Consider the following 18,779-nt stretch of genomic DNA (forward strand, 5'->3'; position numbering starts at 1 on the left):
GTTGCGCAATTGGACGATCAAGATTGCAGGCGTAAACAGAAAATTTACCTACAGAGTTTTAGGGAAAATCCCAGGACTCACACAGACGGCTCGTGACTAAACCCGCACAACCGGTTCCGTGAGTACTCTATGATGTTCCCTTTGAACAGCCATCCCCCCAAGGCACACGGCACACAATGACTTCCAAGAACACTCCTGCCAATGTGGTTTCCGAACTGATGTCGTCTACTGCCACGTACACTGCTACAGGGTCTAGGGAATACTACGGCACTCGCACGCTGAACCCACAGCAGTACCTGTACTACACAGAAACCGACATCCAGCGCATCCTCGACAACCTCGACGGCCTGCGCGACCTGGTCTTTCCGCCAAGCCCACATCAGGAAGATGAAAGCCAACTGCGCCTTGATCAACAGTTCCCATCGGTCTGTCTGATCGGTTTGGGCCGTTGCGGCTCGAACATTGCCTTGGACGTCGCAGAACTGGTCTACAACGCACGCACCTTCTACCTCAATGAGTTCAACAACGAGGAAAGGGTCAGCAACGACATCAGCTACAGCCCGGCGCGATGGATCCGCAACAACCTGCGTCTGGTGCAGAACAAGAGCAGCAAACCGGTCTTTCTGGTTGAACCACTGGTGATGCTGGGCGACCTGGACAAAGACATCGCCGGGCGCATCCGTTTCTCGCGCAAAGGCGAGACCAGCGGTTTTATCCGCGATTACAGCAAAATGAAAATCATGGACCTGTCCGAGGTTCATGCCGGGGGTGCCGGTAACGCACCGATCCTGGGTCAGTACCTGGCGAAGATCATCCTGAACAAGGAAACCCAGCGCTTCTCCAGTACTGACTGGAAGCTGATCCATTCGTACCTGATCGACTCCTGTGGCATCAAAGCCAACCAGTCGCGCCTGTACTTCTACATTTTCAGCGCCGGTGGTGGTACCGGCTCGGGCATGGCCTCGGAGTTCGGCCTGGCCCAGCAGTACTCCTACATGAACAAGACGTTCGACACCAAACCGGCTGACGAGAATGACGGCAAGAGCGGACACTCGTTCGTCTTTGAGCCGATCTTCACCAGCGGTATCTGCGTACTGCCGAACATCTCCGACCACCGTAGCGAGATGTCCGAGGCCCTGCACATCAACGCCGGACGCCTGCTGTGCAAGTATCTCTCGGAAGAATGGGACTTCTCCTACAACTTCGACAATGAAGACAGCAGCGAAGCCAGTGTCATGGGCCGTATTCGCCCCTGGAACGCGATGATGCTGATCTCCAACGACATCATGCGTTATGCCGAAGAAAGCGATGACGGCACTATCCAGAACATTGATGTCAATGCGATGGAAAAGCACGCTAACCAGTACATCTCGCAGCAGATCTTCAACATCCTTACCGCCCAGGCGGTAACCACCGACTACGATCAGGCCTACTTCCGTCGCGCCGGTATCGATATTGGCGAAACCATCCGCCTGGATGCCAATGACCTGTTCATGAGCCTGGCAGGCCCGGTGGCCATTGCCTACGCCGAATCAGTGGTACCGGAACAACAGACCCCGAGCTCGGACAAGTTCAAGGTGTTCGAGAAAGAGCAGCCTCGCCTGGATATCGACGACCTGTTTTTCCGCTCCATCGACTTACCGCACTTCAACAAGCAGACCCAGGCCATTGAAGGCATCAGCCTCTTGCCGATTGAGTCCAAGCGCTACCGCGCAGCCCTGGAGCAGTACAAGACCTCAGGTTATGACGCAGCGGCACTGCATGATCTGCATTTCTTCAAGAACTGCTCATCGGTGGTCTCGATCGTCTCGCTGCCCAAGGACTACAAGCTCTCCTACATGGACCTGAACCGGCTCAAGACCCACCTCAACAGCCTGTTCCCCAATACGACGCTCAAGCGCTATGCGCTGGTCATCGGCGCCTCCGCCAACCTGTCGCTGACCACCCTGATCGCCAAGAGCCCGTGCCTGTCGGACGACTTCCTGACGCTGATCGTGGCCTTCATCAAGCGTTGCTTTGCGCGTAACCCGTACCGTTTCGACGATACGCTGGACAACGCCATGCTCGACTTCATCACCAGCGATCACTTCGACGAAAACCACATCGATGAGCTGCTCAACGAGTTCGAGAATCCGGCCAAGATCCTCGATACCAACTGGTACGCGATCAAGCCGATGTATGAGAAGAAGTACCGTGAGCTGATCAATGACAAGAGCAAGTTTGTCTCGATCAACGACATCCGGCTTTCACGCGAATGCGTGAAGAAAGCGGTGAAATACCTGCGAGAAATTTACCGTCACCGGATTGGCAAGACACGGGTTATCTCCCTCAACACCCATACAGGCAAGGTTGATTACTGAGATACCCGTGATCAGGGCCCGGTTTCGCCGGCGCCAAGATCTGCGCAGCCTCGATGGCTGCGCAGACCTTCCTCACCCGCAAAGCGGCTTTTATCAATCGGTACGGACTGTTACCGACACCCCTTGAAGTCGCTGGACTGTTACCAAGTGTCACCCCGGCTGAACAGTACCGCGCACCAACCGTGAGCCACTGTGCATTTTTGCGCACCAAATCAGGGCGCCGGTTTTTCCTGAATCACGATCCAGGGGGAAACCACCACCGCCCATATCTGCGGATCTCGCGCCTGAAGGTCTAGCGCCTGCTCATCAGAGAGTTTGCCGACAGCACCCTCAGCGTGCCATGCAGCAAAGGCTTCGCCCCGGTTTTCGGCCATCGCCTCGGCGACCTCGATCAGGTCCAGTGTCGGCTTGACCCAAATCAGGTCACCCTTGGCCCAAAAACGCTCCAGTGCTTTCCACTCAATGACCGCGGTCTCGCCGAGCAGTTTGGCATAGAGGGTGCTTACTTCATCAGTCATGGGTTCCTACCAGAAATAATTCGGCTGCTAAAAGCCGGTATTTTTGCAGAAAACCCAGTTTCAAATAAGCAATTGATCGGTGAGTGCAGGAAAAGCCAAGGATTGCCGACATATAGGGCAAAACTGAAGACGCTTTTTTATAACTTTCAGTCAATTAAGCGACGCGCCCAGGTTTTGCCTCTGCGAGCCCGCTTTTCAAGCGATGAAGCGGCGCTCTACACTGTACCGGTACAGTTGCCGGGGGTAAGGCCGGGGAAATTCGGGTCTGCGGTATGAGGCGAGGCCTCGACGGAGAACCTGATCCGGTCCTGTAGCTTTGGCCGCCAGGACTATAAAAAATACAACAGAATGAGTGGAGCACTATGAGTAAGGCTACTAAGCAGATTTCCAAGCTGTTTGCCGCAATGGTTCTGGCCGGGGTTGCCAGCCATTCGTTTGCCGCCGATACCATCAAGATCGGCATCGCAGGTCCCAAGACCGGTCCGGTCACTCAGTACGGCGACATGCAGTTCATCGGTGCCAAAATGGCCATTGAGCAGATCAACGCCAAGGGCGGCGTCGACGGCAAGATGCTCGAAGCCAAGGAATACGACGACGCTTGCGACCCTAAACAAGCCGTGGCCGTAGCGAACAAAGTGGTCAACGATGGCGTCAAGTTTGTCGTCGGCCACCTGTGCTCCAGCTCTACCCAACCTGCCTCCGACATCTATGAAGATGAAGGCGTGATCATGATCACCCCGGCAGCCACCAGCCCGGATATCACTTCCCGTGGCTACAAGATGATCTTCCGCACCATCGGTCTGGACAGCGCCCAGGGTCCAGCGGCTGGCAACTACATTGCCAACCACGTGAAGCCGAAAGTCGTTGCCGTTCTGCATGACAAGCAGCAGTACGGTGAAGGTATCGCCACCGCCGTGAAGAAAACCCTCGAAGAGAAAGGCACCAAGGTTGCCGTCTTTGAAGGCCTGAACGCTGGCGACAAGGACTTCTCCTCGATCATCCAGAAGCTCAAGCAAGCCAACGTCGACTTCGTCTACTACGGCGGCTACCACCCAGAGCTGGGCCTGATCCTGCGTCAGTCCAAGGAAAAAGGCCTGAACGCCAAGTTCATGGGCCCAGAAGGCGTCGGCAACGACTCCATCTCGCAGATAGCCCAAGACGCCTCCGAAGGCCTGCTGGTTACCCTGCCGAAATCCTTCGATCAGGACCCTGCCAACAAGGCACTGGTACAAGCCTTCGCCGACAAGAAGCAGGACCCGACCGGCCCGTTCGTGTTCCCGGCCTACTCGGCTGTAGAAGTGATTGCTGAAGGCATCAAGGCCGCCAAGAGCGAAGACACTGCCAAGGTAGCTGCTGCTATCCACTCGGGCACCTTCAAGACCCCGACGGGCGACCTGTCCTTCGACGACAAAGGCGACCTGAAAGACTTCAAATTCGTGGTCTACCAATGGCATTTCGGCAAACCTAAAACCGAAGTTTCGCCTCAATAACCCAGTCTGACCATTGACTAAGAAGCCCACTGTGCGAGCAGTGGGCTTTGTTTTACGAGGTTCATGGACCTGATTCCCGCGATCCGGGAGCTGGTTCACCTGAAAATCTTAAAACCGTCACCAGCGGTTCGCTGGCAGGTGCTGGTACCGAAGTGGCCAAAGACCACAAGGCACCACACGGGGCTCCCCCACCAGTGAAATGCGTATCAGGTTTTTAGGAGCGCTGTAATGCCTGAGATCTATCACTTTTTCCAACAGCTGGTTAATGGTCTGACCATTGGCAGCACCTATGCCTTGATAGCCATTGGCTACACAATGGTTTACGGCATCATTGGAATGATCAACTTCGCCCATGGCGAGGTCTACATGATCGGTTCTTACGTGGCCTTCATCGTCCTTGCCGGGCTGGCCATGATGGGGCTTGATTCTCTGCCGCTACTGATGACCGCCGCGTTTCTTGCGACGATCGTCGTGACCAGTGCCTATGGCTACAGTATTGAACGGGTCGCTTACCGTCCCTTGCGTAACAGCAACCGGTTGATCCCGCTGATTTCTGCCATTGGTATGTCGATTTTCCTGCAAAACACGGTACTGCTCTCGCAGGACTCCAAGGACAAGTCCATTCCCAACCTGATTCCGGGGAGTTTCTCCTTCGGCCCAGGTGGTGCTGAGGAAGTCCTGATTTCCTACATGCAGATTCTAGTGTTCGTGGTCACTCTGGTGGCCATGACCGGCCTCACCCTGTTCATCTCCCGTTCGCGCTTGGGCCGTGCCTGCCGTGCCTGTGCCGAAGACATCAAGATGGCCAACCTGCTGGGGATCAACACTAACAACATCATCGCCCTGACCTTCGTCATCGGTGCCGCACTGGCAGCCGTGGCGGCCGTGCTGCTGAGCATGCAGTACGGTGTGATCAACCCTAACGCCGGTTTCCTGGTGGGCCTGAAGGCCTTCACCGCGGCGGTCTTGGGCGGCATTGGCAGTATTCCGGGCGCCATGCTCGGTGGGCTGGTGCTCGGGGTGGCTGAAGCCTTTGGCGCCGATATCTTCGGTGACCAGTACAAGGACGTTGTGGCATTCGGCCTTTTGGTTCTGGTGCTGTTGTTCCGGCCGACCGGCATTCTGGGCCGTCCGGAGGTTGAAAAAGTATGAACAGACATCTCAAATCGGCGTTTTTCAGCGCCTTGCTGGTATGGGCCGTGGCCTTCCCGGTACTGGGGCTCAAACTGAGCATCGTCGGTATCAACCTGGAAGTTCAGGGCACTGGTCCTCTCACCCTCACCGTGATCGCCGTGTGTTCGGTGCTGATGTTCCTGCGTGTGCTGTTCGACAAGCAGTGGAGCGCACTGATGCGGTCCGCGCCGAAAGGCTCGCTGGTATCGCCCAAGGTCAGCAACTTCCTGACCCTGCCGCGTACCCAGCGCTGGATCATCCTCGGCTTGGTCGTCGCGGCGCTGATCTGGCCGTTCTTCGGCTCCCGTGGTGCGGTCGATATCGCCACCCTGATCCTGATCTATGTGTTGCTCGGGCTGGGCCTGAACATCGTGGTCGGTCTGGCCGGTCTGCTCGACCTGGGTTATGTCGGCTTCTACGCCGTCGGCGCCTACAGCTACGCGCTGCTGTCGCACTACTACGGCCTGAGCTTCTGGATCTGCTTGCCGATTGCCGGCCTGATGGCAGCCACCTTTGGCTTCCTGCTCGGTTTCCCGGTACTGCGCCTGCGCGGTGACTACCTGGCAATCGTGACCCTGGGCTTCGGTGAAATCATCCGCCTGTTCCTGCGTAACCTGACCGGGCTGACGGGTGGCCCCAACGGTATCAGCAACATCGAGAAGCCAACCTTCTTCGGCCTGACCTTTGAACGCAAGGCCGCCGAGGGCATGCAGACCTTCCACGATTACTTCGGCCTGCAGTACAACTCGATCAACAAGGTGATTTTCCTGTACCTGGTGGCATTGCTGTTGGCGCTGTTTGCACTGTTCGTGATCAACCGTCTGCTGCGCATGCCGATCGGTCGTGCCTGGGAAGCCCTGCGCGAAGACGAAATCGCCTGCCGTGCCTTGGGCCTGAACCCTACCGTGATCAAGCTTTCGGCCTTCACGCTGGGTGCTTGCTTCGCCGGCTTCGCGGGCAGCTTCTTTGCCGCGCGCCAAGGCCTGGTGACACCGGAGTCGTTCACCTTCATCGAGTCGGCGATCATCCTCGCCATCGTCGTGCTGGGCGGCATGGGCTCGCAATTGGGCGTGATTCTCGCGGCCATTGTGATGATCCTGCTACCCGAACTGATGCGTGACTTCAGCGAGTACCGCATGTTGATGTTCGGTGCCCTGATGGTGTTGATGATGATCTGGCGTCCGCAAGGTCTGCTGCCTATGCAACGTCCTCACATGGAGCTGCGTCGATGAGCCGCGAAATTCTTCAAGTCAGCGGCCTGAGCATGCGCTTCGGCGGCTTGTTGGCGGTCAACGGCGTGGCCCTGACCGTCAAGGAAAAACAAGTGGTTGCCCTGATCGGCCCGAACGGTGCCGGCAAGACCACGGTGTTCAACTGCCTGACCGGTTTCTACAAGCCCAGCGCGGGTACGATTCTGCTCGACGGCCAGCCGATCCAGGGCCTGGCCGGTCACCAGATCGCCCGCAAGGGCGTAGTACGAACCTTCCAGAACGTGCGTCTGTTCAAAGAGATGACCGCACTGGAAAACCTGCTGATTGCTCAGCACCGGCACCTGAACACCAACTTCCTCGCCGGCCTGCTCAAGACCCCAGGCTTTCGCCGCAGTGAGCGCGAAGCGATGGAGTACGCGCACTTCTGGCTGGACAAGGTCAACCTCACCGAGTTCGCCAACCGTACGGCCGGTACCCTGGCCTACGGTCAGCAGCGTCGCCTGGAAATCGCTCGCTGCATGATGACCCGTCCACGGATCCTCATGCTCGACGAACCCGCTGCCGGCCTGAACCCAAGGGAAACCGAAGACCTCAAGGCACTGATCGGTGTGCTGCGCGAAGAGCACAACGTCACCGTCCTGCTGATCGAGCATGACATGAAGCTGGTCATGAGCATCTCCGACCACATCGTTGTGATCAACCAGGGCACCCCGCTGGCCGACGGTACACCGGAACAGATCCGCGATAACCCTGAAGTGATCAAAGCCTACCTGGGGGAAGCGTAAATGCTGCAGTTTGAAAACGTTTCCACTTTCTACGGCAAGATCCAGGCGCTACACAGCGTCAATGTTGAGATCCGTCAGGGCGAAATCGTCACCCTGATCGGCGCCAACGGCGCTGGCAAGTCAACCTTGCTGATGACGCTCTGCGGTTCGCCACAAGCCCACAGCGGCAGCATCCGCTACCTGGGCGAAGAGCTGGTTGGCCAGGACTCTGCCCGCATCATGCGCAAGAGCATTGCGGTGGTTCCGGAAGGTCGCCGCGTGTTCTCTCGTCTGACCGTCGAGGAAAACCTGGCCATGGGCGGTTTCTTTACCGCCAAGGGCGACTACGAAGAGCAGATGGACAAGGTGTTGCACCTGTTCCCACGGCTCAAGGAACGCTTCAGCCAGCGCGGCGGCACCATGTCCGGTGGCGAGCAGCAGATGCTTGCCATCGGCCGTGCGCTGATGAGCAAACCGAAGCTGTTGCTGCTCGACGAGCCATCACTGGGCCTGGCGCCGATCATCATTCAACAGATCTTCGACATCATCGAACAACTTCGCCGTGATGGCGTGACGGTGTTCCTGGTGGAGCAGAACGCCAACCAGGCGTTGAAGATCGCCGACCGTGCCTACGTGCTGGAGAACGGTCGGGTGGTGATGGAAGGGACAGGGGAAACCTTGTTGACCGATCCGAAAGTGCGTGATGCCTACCTGGGCGGTTGATAACCGTTTTTAGCGGTCAATGAAAAAACGATCCTTCGGGATCGTTTTTTTTGCCCAACCGTCTTACGCCACGCACTCACAACTGCCCCAATACGGTACTGCCACGCTGAAACCAGCGCCTCAGGTAGTCGGCCAGTACCTGAACCTTTTTCGGCATTGCGCTCTGGTAGGGATGTACAAGAAACAGCGGCGTGCTACGGGTCTGAAAGTCCCGGAGCAACCAATGCAGTTGGCCGTTACTCAACTCTGCCGCCAGCATGTAAGACGGCAGGCGAGCAATCCCGACGCCGAGCAAAGCCGCCTTTTTCAGCAAGCTGTAATGGTTACTCGCAAAGGAACCGCTGACCGGCACACGCAGCAATTCGTGTTGTTGGTGATACAACCACTCCTCGCGACCACGGTAGTGACTGTTCAGCAGGCAGCGGTGCTCGCTCAACGCCATTGGGGTCTTCGGCTCACCAAAGCGCTCTAGGTACGCGGGGCTGGCGCACGTCAGTTCCTGCATGGCCAACAATGGCCGGGCAACTAACCGGGCATCGCTCTGGACTTCGGTACGAATCGCTAGATCGAAACCTTCACCCAACAGATCCCGATAGCTATTGCTCAACTCAAGCTCTACCTGCAACTGAGGGTGCGTCTCGGTGAACTCGAGCAACAAGCCTTCAAAGAAGGTCTCACCCAGCGACACGGGCACCGTCAATCGCACGGGGCCAGACAGGTCATCCTTAAGCATGGCCAAGGCCTGCCTTGCCCCATTCATCTGCCGGACTAATGCCTGGGCCTGCGGCAACAGCATGGCGCCGGCGGCCGTGAGGCTCAGGCGACGGGTCGTGCGATGCAGCAACTTCACCCCATGGCTGCTTTCCAACTGACTGATCCGCTTCGACAATTGCCCTTTGCTCCACCCCAACTGCCCTGCGGCCAGGGTGAAACTACCGGCATCCATCAAGACAGCGAAGGCCGCCAAATCGTCCAGCTCACTCATGGATTGTTTCCATAGAAAAACAAAAGGTTGCCTATTAGCACGCTTATCGACGCAAAAATCCACCGTAGACTTGGGCCATTCCCCCAAAGGAGCGTGCGATGAAAATTCTGTTGATCGGTGCCAGCGGCACCATTGGCTCGGCAGTGGCAAACGAGCTGGAGCAGCGCCACGACGTGCTGCGCATTGGCCGCACCCGCGGCGACTACCAGGTGGATATCAGTAGCAGCGCGTCTATTCGGTCACTGTTCGAACAGACCGGCCGTTTCGATGCCCTGGTCTGTGCAGCGGGCAACGTGACCTTCGCCGCACTGGAGGATATGACCGAGGAGCACTTCGCCCTGGGCCTGAACGATAAGCTCATGGGCCAGGTCAACCTGCTGTTGATCGGCCGCGAGTTCATCAATGATGGCGGCTCCTTCACCTTCACCACCGGCATCACCAGCCACGACCCGATCCGCACCGGCAGCTCGGCAAGCCTGGTCAACGGCGCCATCGACGCCTTCGTCAAGGCAGCCGCTATCGAGCTGCCGCGCGGCCTGCGAGTCAACTCGGTCAGCCCGAACGTGCTGGTCGAAGCCATGCCTGCATACGCCCCTTACTTCCGCGGGTTCAAGCCTGTGCCCGCTGCCGATGTAGCACTGGCTTATGCCAAGAGCGTAGAAGGCCTGCAGACCGGCCAAACCTATCACGTTGGCTAAACCCTTGAGATTGAGCGCCAGCCTGAGTAACGTGGCGACACTTTTCCGGTAGAGACTTGGAGCTCTTTCGATGCGTGTCGCCCCTTCCCTGTTGTTAGCCGCCCTGCTGCCGTTGTTCGCCGGTTGCCAGATGTTTGCCGAGAAGACCTCGGTCTCTACGGCGGGAATGACCCGTCTGCAGGGTGAGCTCAAGGCCGAGGGCGGCAAGCTGCTGTTCCAACCCTGTGGAGAAAGCCGCCGCTTTGTGGTTCAGGACAGCGGCAACACCAGCCTCTTGCAGGAAGCCGCTACCCTGGCCAGCGAGCCCGGCGCACTGTTTGCCGACGTACGCGGTACGCTCAGCAGCAACAGCGGCAACGATGGCCAGTTCAACGTACACCAGTTGTACCGGGTCGAGCGCTCCAACAGTGCCTGCAGCGACCCCAACTTCAAGCGCCTGACCTTGCGCGCCAGCGGCCATGAACCCGAATGGAACGTGAAGGTCAGTGGCAAGGGCATGGTGCTTGACCGCCCTCAGGAAGCCTCCCTGGCACTGCCCTATCTGGAAGAGCAACTGCCCGATGGCCGCTTCAACCTGAGTAGCGAAGCCAATGGCCAACGCGTAGAACTGTGGGTAGCGCCGCAACGTTGCGTCGATAGCATGACAGGCGCTGTACAGCACCTGAGTGCAGAGCTGCGTATCAACGGCAAGACCTTGCGTGGCTGCGGTTACTACGGTGGTTCACGCAACGACTGACCGTCGGCGCGTTTATCCTGCCTGAAGCGCTGATGAAAGGCTTATACTTGGCGGTTTGTGCAAAGCTGCCGGCCCTTTCATGGCCGGGATACTGGACCCTGTCATGCTACGAATCACTGAACTGAAGTTGCCGCTGGACCATACTGACGAAGCCCTGCGCGAAGCCATTGTGCAACGCCTGGGCATCAGCGATGACCAGTTGCTGGACTTCACCCTGTTCAAGCGCAGCTACGATGCGCGCAAGAAGAACACCGAACTGCTGTTCATCTACACCATCGATGTGGACGTGCGTGACGAGGCCGCGCTGCTGCACACGTTCGCCGATGACCGCAACATCGGCCCCGCTCCGGATGTCAGCTACAAGCCGGTGGGCCAAGCCCCTGAAGGCCTGACCGAGCGCCCGATCGTGGTTGGCTTCGGCCCCTGCGGGATCTTTGCAGGCCTGTTGCTGGCCCAGATGGGCTTCAAGCCGATCATCCTTGAACGCGGCAAGGAAGTACGCCAGCGCACCAAGGATACCTGGGGCCTGTGGCGTAAAAGCGTACTGAACCCAGAATCCAACGTGCAGTTTGGCGAAGGCGGTGCCGGGACCTTCTCCGACGGCAAGCTCTACAGCCAGATCAAGGACCCGCATCACCACGGCCGCAAAGTGCTGAACGAGTTCATCAAGGCCGGCGCGCCAGAAGAGATCCTCTACGTCAGCAAACCGCATATTGGTACCTTCCGCCTGACCGGCATGGTCGAAAACATGCGTCATGAGATTCAGGCGCTCGGAGGCGAGGTTCGTTTCGAGCAGAAGGTTACCGACCTGCTGATCGACAACGATCAGTTGCAGGGCGTGGTGTTGGAAAACGGCGAACAGCTGCATTCCCGGCATGTGGTTCTGGCCCTGGGCCACAGTGCCCGTGACACCTTCCGTATGCTGCACGCCCGTGGTGTGTTCATGGAGGCCAAACCGTTCTCGATCGGCTTCCGTATCGAGCACCCGCAATCGCTGATCGACAAGGCGCGCCTGGGCAAATACGCCGGCCACCCCAAGCTCGGCGCAGCCGATTACAAACTGGTTCACCACGCCAAGAACGGTCGCGCGGTCTACAGCTTCTGCATGTGCCCAGGCGGTACCGTGGTCGCAGCGACCAGCGAGCCTGGCCGCGTGGTCACCAATGGCATGAGCCAGTACTCGCGCAATGAACGCAACGCCAACTCCGGTATTGTCGTGGGTATCACCCCCGAACAAGACTACCCGGGTGGCCCGCTGGCGGGCATTGAGCTGCAAGAGCGCCTGGAAGCGCATGCCTATGTACTGGGTGGCAGCAACTATCAGGCCCCGGCACAGCTGGTCGGTGATTTTGTCGCAGGTCGCCCCTCTACCGCACTGGGTAGCGTCGAGCCTTCCTACAAGCCAGGTGTAAGCCTGGGCGACCTGGCGCCAAGCCTGCCGGACTTCGCCATTGAAGCGATCCGCGAAGCCCTTCCGGCCTTCGACCGCCAGATCAAAGGCTACAACCTGCACGATGCCGTGCTCACAGGGATCGAGACGCGCACCTCCTCGCCGCTACGAATCACTCGTGGCGCGGACATGCAAAGCCTGAACATCAAAGGCCTGTACCCGGCCGGTGAAGGTGCCGGTTATGCCGGCGGCATTCTCTCTGCCGGCGTCGATGGCATTCGTATCGCCGAAGCCGTCGCGCGGCAGATGCTGGGCCTCAACGACTGATCCGATCTGTCGGTGCCTGCAAGCGGATTGCAGGTGCCGACAGCTGTACGGGGGCTCTACAGACCAGCGTGCAACACGCTTTCCGGTAGGGGCTCTGCGCAGGCGGCGACGGCTGCAATCAGGCCGTCAAGCTGATACCCCTGCCCATTCAACCAGGCCTGATCGTAATAAGTGGTGGCATAGCGCTCGCCACTGTCACACAGAATGGCAACAATCGACCCCGCCTCCCCCGCAGCCTTCATATGCTGCGCCGCCGCCAACGCGCCGATCAGGTTGGTCCCGCTGGAACCGCCGACATGCCGGCCAAGACGCTGTGCCAGGTAATGCATGGCCGCCAGCGACAAGGCATCGGGCACCTTGACCATGGCATCGATCACCTGCGGTAGAAACGAGGCTTCAACCCTTGGCCGACCTATGCCTTCGATGCGCGAACCACACTCCAGCCGCAACGAGCGGTCACCGCTGCAATAGCTCTCAAAGAACACTGAACGTTCGGCATCGGCACACAACACCCGGGTGGCATGCTGGCGGTAGCGCACATAACGCCCCAACGTCGCGGTAGTGCCGCCGGTTCCTGGGCTGGATATCAGCCAGGCAGGCTCTGCATGGCGCTCAAAGCGCATCTGGGTAAAGATCGACTCGGCAATGTTGTTGTTCGCCCGCCAGTCGGTGGCGCGTTCAGCATAGGTGAACTGGTCCATGAAATGCCCGCCGCTCTCGCGGGCCAAGCGTTCAGACTCTGCATAGATCTGCGTGGGGTCCTGTACCAGATGGCTCTGACCACCGTAAAAAGCGATCTGTGCGATCTTTTCCTGGGACGTGCTGGCCGGCATGACCGCAATGAACGGCAGCCCCAGAAGCCGGGCAAAGTAGGCTTCAGAAATCGCCGTGGAACCGCTGGATGCCTCGATAACCGGCGCACCAGGGCGCAACCAGCCGTTGCACAGCGCATACAGGAACAGCGAGCGGGCCAAACGGTGCTTGAGGCTGCCCGTTGGATGGCTGGATTCGTCCTTGAAGTACAGCTCAACGCTTGGAAATCCAGGCAGTGGCAAAGGAATCAGATGAGTATCAGCACTACGCTGAAAGTCTGCTTCAATGACTCGAATGGCTTCACGCGCCCACTGACGTTGGTTGCTCATACTGGACTCTCATGGGTTGTGGTCAATGACCCCAGCGGGTCATAAGGAAAATTCCTACAAGACAGACAGATACGGCTGCACTCAAATTTCCGACTCGACTGCTAGGCTGGCCGTCCTAATGCTGAGCAACAGCTTATAACAAAAAAGAATATAATTTTTGTTTTAATGCCTAAGCTCACAGGTTAGGGTGTATCCCTTTTTTGAATTTCAGGATGGAGAGCGACCTTGCCTCTGCGTAGCACTTTCACTCGTTTCTTTCAGTTGGAAGCTGCCAGCGGTCTGTTGCTGATTGCTGCAGCCGCCCTGGCACTTATCGTCAACAATTCACCCCTGTCCTTTCTCTACAATGGCCTGCTCGAGGTGCCTGTCGTTGCCCAGGTCGGCGCGCTTAAAATCGCCAAGCCTCTGCTATTGTGGATCAACGATGGCCTGATGGCGCTGTTCTTCCTGCTCATTGGCCTTGAGGTCAAGCGCGAGTTGGTTGACGGGCACCTGTCCAAACCCTCGCAAGTGGTTCTGCCCGGCGCAGCTGCGATTGGCGGCATGGTTGTACCGGCGCTGATCTACTGGTTCCTGAACAAGGACAACCCGGCTGCCGTGGCGGGCTGGGCTATCCCTACCGCGACCGACATTGCCTTCGCCCTGGGCGTGCTCGCGCTGCTCGGCAAGCGGGTCCCGGTATCGCTCAAGCTGTTCTTGATGACCCTCGCGATCATCGACGACCTTGGCGCGATCGTTGTCATCGCCCTGTTCTACTCCGGTGAGCTGTCAAGCCTGTCGCTGATGTTGGCGGGCGCCTGCCTGCTGACACTGATCGCGATGAACCGACTGGGCGTCATCAAGCTTGGCCCCTACATGATCGTCGGCCTGATCCTCTGGGTCTGTGTACTCAAGAGTGGCGTACATGCCACGCTGGCAGGCGTCACGCTGGCACTGTGTATCCCGCTGCGCACGAAAAACGCCGAGCCGTCTCCGCTGATGAGCCTGGAGCACGCCCTGCACCCATGGGTCGCCTTCGGTATCCTGCCGCTGTTTGCCTTCGCCAATGCAGGCGTTTCATTGGCCGGTGTCACGCTAGAGAGCTTCACCCACCACGTGCCCATGGGCATCGCCGTCGGCTTGCTGCTGGGCAAGACCGTTGGTGTATTCGGCCTGACCTGGATAGCCGTAAAGACTGGCCTCGCGGCCTTGCCGACCGGCGCCAACTGGGGGCAGATTCTCGGCGTGGCGGTTCTGTGCGGCATTGGCTTCACCATGAGCCTGTTCGTCGGCTCGCTGGCGTTTGAGCCGGGTAGCAGCGAATTTGCCGGCATGGACCGAATGGGTATCCTGACTGGCTCGATCCTTGCCGCACTGATCGGTTATGCAATCACGGCAATGGCCAGCCGCAAGACCGCCAAGGCCTGAAGCACGCAGGCAATAAAAAACCCCGACCGGCCAAGCCGCGTCGGGGTTTTGTTTTTTATGCGCCGGGGTATCAGCGAGTCACACGGCTGGTGCCGTCGACGGTCATGATGCGTACACGGTCACCCACGCGGAAAATCTCGTTTTCCTGAACCTGTTGCACATAGGCGCGCATGCTCCCGTCATCTTCGCGCACGGTGATTTCAACACCCTGAGTACGCGTAATGCCCTCTTCTGCCGCAGAGCCGAGCAGGCCGCCGGCAACCGCACCAATCACAGCGGCCACTACGCTGCCACGGCCACCACCAACGCCACTGCCGGCTACGCCACCAACGATGGCACCCGCACCACCACCGATGGGCGTCTTGGTACCTTCGATTTTCACCGGTCGCAGAGACTCAATGGTCCCCATGCGTACGGTCTGCACGCGCCGAGCCTCATCACGGGAGTAAGAGTCACCGGTCAGGTTGGACGCACAACCACCAAGAAGCAGTGACAGGGTGGTCACGGACGCTACCAGCAGAACAGATTTACGCATAGGATCATCTCCAAAAGACAAGTTGCCATTAGACTCCGCGCGTTGACGGCTGTCACGACAGCGGCAGTATAAAATTGCTTCCATACAGCATCCGTACAGGCGGCCCATCGACCGGTCTGTAAAAACTGTTTTTACTGCGCAAGGATAAACATGGATTACTTCATCATCGCGGCCACTACCGTCGCGGGTTTGTACTTCCACTGGTGGCTCTACGTCCGCATCAAGCGCTGGTCGGACCGTGACCTGGCGCTCTCGTTGGCAGGTAGCGATCCCCTGAAGCGTGAGTACATGCTAAAGCGGTTGGACAGCGCCAAGACCCAGAAGGTCAAACGCCGTGACCTGGCAGCCTGGCTGGAACGCGAAGCTGCCGGGTATCAGGCGAGTTAAGGCGCCAGGCGCTCACGCACCCAGTGCCCATCCACCAAGCGGTAGTTGAGGCGGTCATGCAAACGGCTTGGGCGCCCCTGCCAGAATTCGATGCGATCGGGCAACAAACGGTAACCGCCCCAATGCTCAGGGCAATGCGGCTGGCTGTCGCTGAAGCGCTGCTCAGTGTCCTTGAGCAACGCTTCGAGCTCTGCACGGTCTGCAATCACCTGGCTCTGCGGTGAAGCCCAGGCCCCCAGGCGACTGCCCAAAGGGCGAACCTGGTAGTACGCATCGGACTCCTGTGGCGACACCTTGACCACCTTGCCTTCAATGCGCACCTGCCGCTCCAGGGCTGGCCAGAAGAAGGTCATGGCGCCATAAGGGTTGTACAGCAGTTGCATGCCCTTGGCGCTGTCATAGTTGGTAAAGAACGTGAAACCCTGCTCATCCAGCCCCTTGAGCAACAACACGCGACAATGTGGACGGCCATCTGCATCGACCGTCGCCAGGGTCATGGCGTTGGCCTCTACAGGTGGCTGTTCGGTTTTAACAGCTTCAGCGAACCATTGGTGGAACAGAACGAAAGGCTCGCTCGGTGCCTGGGCTTCAGCCAGTCCATCACGGGTGTAGTCACGGCGCATATCGGCCAGGGTCTGGGTCATAGCAGCGTTCCTTGACGATCAGTTGGTCTTCGCGGTACTGACGGCAGCAACATCCTTCGCCGCTGGTGCTTTCTTGGCCGTTGGCTTGGCAGCTGGCTTGCTGGCTGCTGCCTTCTTCACCGCGGTGTTCTTCTTCGCTACGGTTTTCTTGGCCGCCGCGGCTTTCTTGGTCGGCATCTTGGCCGAGGGTTTGGCGGCGGCCTTGGCCGGTACTTTGGCATCCTGTACAGCAACCAGTTCAGCCGGGCTTGGCGTTGGTTGACTGTACTTGCTGAGCAACGCCAGCATGGTGTCTTGCGGGGTCAGTACCATCTCCACCCGACGGTTCAACGCACGGCCTTTCTGGCTGTCATTGGCCGCACGCGGCATCAACGAGCCCATGCCACGCAGCATCAAGCGGTCACGTTGCAGGCCGCTGAGACGGAAAATCGCTGCTACCGACTGTGCCCGCTCCTGGCTGGTCTTCTGGTTAGCCGCTGTCGCACCGCTGGTATCACCATGCCCCACGACCAAAACAGCTGTTTTTGGATCGCTCTCGATGACCTTGGCCACCTGAGTGATCGGCCCTAACGTGACCGGCAGCAACATTGCAGGGCGATCAGGGTTGAATGAGCTGTCAACCGGCGCAGTGATGACCAGTACATTATCACGGCGCTCCAGTTCGAACTTGCTGCCCTTGATCGCTTCACGCAAGCGCGGTTCATAGTTGTCGAGCCAGGCCTGTGTCACCTTCGGATCAGGCATCTTCAAGGCTTTAGGTGCATCTACCTTCTTGCTCTCGCCAAATGGCCACCAGCCGTGGCTCTCACTTTCAGACTTGGCGTCGGCCTTGGCCACTTTCTCATCGATCGCTTTTTTCACATCCTGATCAGCAACCTTTTCGCTACCACCAAATGGCCACCAGCCATGATCGTTTTTCGCCGAAGCGTTCTGCGGGTGCTGGGCGCATCCGGTTACGGCAAGGCACAAAGCAAGCGCGAGCGTTTTATGAGAGTACATCAACGATACACCGTAAAAAGGATTAAGAATCGGCCGATACAACCGGGCCGTTGGAAAGCAAAATGGGCCATGGGTTCCAGCACCTGGTCGACATGACTGGTCACAGGCACGTCGCTAGCACCCGTACAAGTTTCTGGGCACGCGGGTCCATCAACACATAGGGGCCCAGGGTGTTGGTGACAAAGCCAAAGGCAACATCGTATTCAGGGTCGGCAAAGCCAACCGAACCACCCGCTCCCGGGTGCCCGAACGCCCTGCGCCCGAGGCCAAAGGTGGCATTGGGAACGTTTGGTTGATCCAGCATCACGCCCAGGCCGAACCGGGTCTGCGTCAGCAAGGTCAGGTCCTGGCCGATACTGTGCTCGCGGGTCAACTCATCCAGAAGCTCCGCCTCAAGCAGGCTGCCCTCCAGCAAACCGGCATAGAAACCGGCCAGGCTTCTGGCATTGCCATGACCATTGGCCGCTGGCTGCTGCATACGGCGCCACTCTGGCTTGTTGGTGCTGGTGAGCACCGAAGGCGGGTTGGTAAACGCTCGTGTCGATAATGCCTGGGGCTCGCGCATGGTCACTTGCAGCAGGCGCTGGGCCGCTTCATCCCCCATCACACCTTTGCCACGGGCGACGTGAGCAACGCGATGAAACGCTTCATCGGCCAAGCCGATGTGGAAATCCAGGCCCAATGGCCGTGCGGTACGTGCAACGATTGAGGTACCCGGCTCCCGACCATCAGCGCGGCGAATCAATTCGCCAACCAGCCAACCGAAGGTAATCGCGGCATAGCCATGGGCAGTACCGGGCGTCCACCAGGGGGCTTCGGCGGCAAGGGTATCGACCATTGTCTGCCAGTTGTACAACGCTTCGGCAGGCAGTAATTCACGGATGGCAGGCAGGCCGGCTTGATGGCAAAGCAACTGGCGCAGGGTGATGGCTTCTTTACCTGCCGCTGCGAACTCCGGCCAGTAGCGCGCCACTGGCGCGTCGAGCTGCAACTTGCCCTCACCGACCAGTTGCAGTGCAGTCACGGCAGTAAAGGCCTTGGTGCAGGAGAACACATTGGCGATGGTGTCGCTGTGCCAGGCCTGCTCGCCGTCCTTGTCAGCGCTACCGGCCCAAAGATCGACCACCGTCTCTCCGCCAACCTGAATACACAGTGCTGCGCCGCGCTCCTGAGGATCGTCGAACAAACCGGCAAAGGCTTCGCGTACTGCTTCGAACTGAAGTTCGTAATGACCCTGAATCTGCACCCGCCGACTCCCTGCACAACCCGTGTTCTAAATGGCGTGCATTG

General features: G+C 58.6%; 18 protein-coding genes. 11 read left to right on the forward strand and 7 right to left on the reverse strand.

The genetic code is table 11. The features are described from left to right. Positions 1-176: 176 nt before the first annotated feature. Positions 177-2,360 carry a hypothetical protein gene (locus tag CYD26_RS19515; protein ID WP_065760571.1) on the forward strand — a complete coding sequence of 728 codons (2,184 nt, stop codon included), beginning with the start codon at positions 177-179 and terminating at the stop codon, positions 2,358-2,360. 212 nt (positions 2,361-2,572) lie between these two features. Here the strand turns inward: CYD26_RS19515 and CYD26_RS19520 are convergent, their stop codons facing one another. Further along, positions 2,573-2,878: a DUF2288 domain-containing protein gene (locus CYD26_RS19520; protein ID WP_065760572.1), complete on the reverse strand. Its 306-nt coding sequence runs from the start codon at positions 2,876-2,878 to the stop codon at positions 2,573-2,575. A 362-nt stretch (positions 2,879-3,240) separates the two neighbouring features. Here CYD26_RS19520 and CYD26_RS19525 point away from each other — a divergent pair, with 362 nt between their 5' ends. From CYD26_RS19525 to CYD26_RS19550, 5 genes are all read left to right on the forward strand, one after another. Then, entirely contained in the window at positions 3,241-4,368 is a 1,128-nt protein-coding gene (locus CYD26_RS19525) for a branched-chain amino acid ABC transporter substrate-binding protein (RefSeq protein WP_102053371.1), read from the forward strand. A gap of 228 nt (positions 4,369-4,596) precedes the next feature. Next, positions 4,597-5,520, forward strand: a complete 924-nt coding sequence (gene livH, locus CYD26_RS19535) for a high-affinity branched-chain amino acid ABC transporter permease LivH (protein WP_065760574.1) — start codon at positions 4,597-4,599, stop codon at positions 5,518-5,520. Continuing rightward, entirely contained in the window at positions 5,517-6,773 is a 1,257-nt protein-coding gene (locus tag CYD26_RS19540; protein ID WP_065760575.1) for a high-affinity branched-chain amino acid ABC transporter permease LivM, read from the forward strand. The genes livH and CYD26_RS19540 overlap by 4 nt, the downstream gene beginning before the upstream one ends. Further along, on the forward strand, positions 6,770-7,537 hold the full coding sequence (livG, locus tag CYD26_RS19545) for a high-affinity branched-chain amino acid ABC transporter ATP-binding protein LivG (protein WP_065760576.1): 768 nt from the start codon (positions 6,770-6,772) through the stop codon (positions 7,535-7,537). The genes CYD26_RS19540 and livG overlap by 4 nt, the downstream gene beginning before the upstream one ends. Then, positions 7,538-8,239 (forward strand): ABC transporter ATP-binding protein, encoded by a 702-nt coding sequence (locus tag CYD26_RS19550; protein ID WP_065760577.1) that lies wholly within the window; start codon positions 7,538-7,540, stop codon positions 8,237-8,239. It begins immediately after the preceding gene. Positions 8,240-8,315: 76 nt separating this feature from the next. Here the strand turns inward: CYD26_RS19550 and CYD26_RS19555 are convergent, their stop codons facing one another. Further along, positions 8,316-9,224 carry a LysR family transcriptional regulator gene (locus CYD26_RS19555; protein WP_065760581.1) on the reverse strand — a complete coding sequence of 303 codons (909 nt, stop codon included), beginning with the start codon at positions 9,222-9,224 and terminating at the stop codon, positions 8,316-8,318. A 98-nt stretch (positions 9,225-9,322) separates the two neighbouring features. Between CYD26_RS19555 and CYD26_RS19560 the strand changes: the two genes are divergently transcribed. The 3 genes from CYD26_RS19560 (at position 9,323) to CYD26_RS19570 (ending at position 12,375) form a co-directional block, all read left to right on the forward strand. Continuing rightward, on the forward strand, positions 9,323-9,922 hold the full coding sequence (locus tag CYD26_RS19560) for a short chain dehydrogenase (protein ID WP_065760582.1): 600 nt from the start codon (positions 9,323-9,325) through the stop codon (positions 9,920-9,922). Positions 9,923-9,992: 70 nt separating this feature from the next. Beyond that, positions 9,993-10,658 (forward strand): COG3650 family protein, encoded by a 666-nt coding sequence (locus tag CYD26_RS19565; protein WP_102053372.1) that lies wholly within the window; start codon positions 9,993-9,995, stop codon positions 10,656-10,658. Between the two features lie 103 nt (positions 10,659-10,761). Then, positions 10,762-12,375 carry an NAD(P)/FAD-dependent oxidoreductase gene (locus CYD26_RS19570; RefSeq protein WP_102053373.1) on the forward strand — a complete coding sequence of 538 codons (1,614 nt, stop codon included), beginning with the start codon at positions 10,762-10,764 and terminating at the stop codon, positions 12,373-12,375. 56 nt (positions 12,376-12,431) lie between these two features. Here CYD26_RS19570 and CYD26_RS19575 read toward each other — a convergent pair whose 3' ends face one another. Then, a complete protein-coding gene (locus CYD26_RS19575; protein ID WP_102053374.1) occupies positions 12,432-13,517 on the reverse strand; it encodes a PLP-dependent cysteine synthase family protein in 1,086 nt (361 codons plus the stop codon). A 225-nt stretch (positions 13,518-13,742) separates the two neighbouring features. On the opposite strand from CYD26_RS19575, the gene nhaA reads away from it, so the two are divergent. Then, positions 13,743-14,924 (forward strand): Na+/H+ antiporter NhaA, encoded by a 1,182-nt coding sequence (nhaA, locus tag CYD26_RS19580; protein WP_102053375.1) that lies wholly within the window; start codon positions 13,743-13,745, stop codon positions 14,922-14,924. A gap of 70 nt (positions 14,925-14,994) precedes the next feature. On the opposite strand, the gene CYD26_RS19585 is transcribed toward nhaA, so the two are convergent. Next, complete coding sequence (locus CYD26_RS19585; protein ID WP_102053376.1) at positions 14,995-15,459, reverse strand: glycine zipper 2TM domain-containing protein; 465 nt, start codon at positions 15,457-15,459, stop codon at positions 14,995-14,997. Positions 15,460-15,609: 150 nt separating this feature from the next. Here CYD26_RS19585 and CYD26_RS19590 point away from each other — a divergent pair, with 150 nt between their 5' ends. Continuing rightward, a complete protein-coding gene (locus CYD26_RS19590; RefSeq protein WP_102053377.1) occupies positions 15,610-15,846 on the forward strand; it encodes a hypothetical protein in 237 nt (78 codons plus the stop codon). Here CYD26_RS19590 and pdxH read toward each other — a convergent pair. From pdxH to CYD26_RS19605, 3 genes are all read right to left on the reverse strand, one after another. Then, positions 15,843-16,490: a pyridoxamine 5'-phosphate oxidase gene (gene pdxH / locus CYD26_RS19595; RefSeq protein ID WP_065760428.1), complete on the reverse strand. Its 648-nt coding sequence runs from the start codon at positions 16,488-16,490 to the stop codon at positions 15,843-15,845. The two genes, CYD26_RS19590 and pdxH, sit on opposite strands and share 4 nt — an antisense overlap. Before the next feature lie 18 nt (positions 16,491-16,508). Further along, positions 16,509-17,489, reverse strand: coding sequence for an OmpA family protein (locus CYD26_RS19600; RefSeq protein ID WP_102053378.1), 981 nt, complete (start codon positions 17,487-17,489; stop codon positions 16,509-16,511). Positions 17,490-17,589: 100 nt separating this feature from the next. Further along, entirely contained in the window at positions 17,590-18,735 is a 1,146-nt protein-coding gene (locus tag CYD26_RS19605) for a serine hydrolase domain-containing protein (protein ID WP_065760430.1), read from the reverse strand. Positions 18,736-18,779: the final 44 nt, after the last annotated feature.

It is taken from the genome of Pseudomonas sp. FFUP_PS_473, from assembly GCF_002858665.1.
Lineage (GTDB): Bacteria > Pseudomonadota > Gammaproteobacteria > Pseudomonadales > Pseudomonadaceae > Aquipseudomonas > Aquipseudomonas defluvii.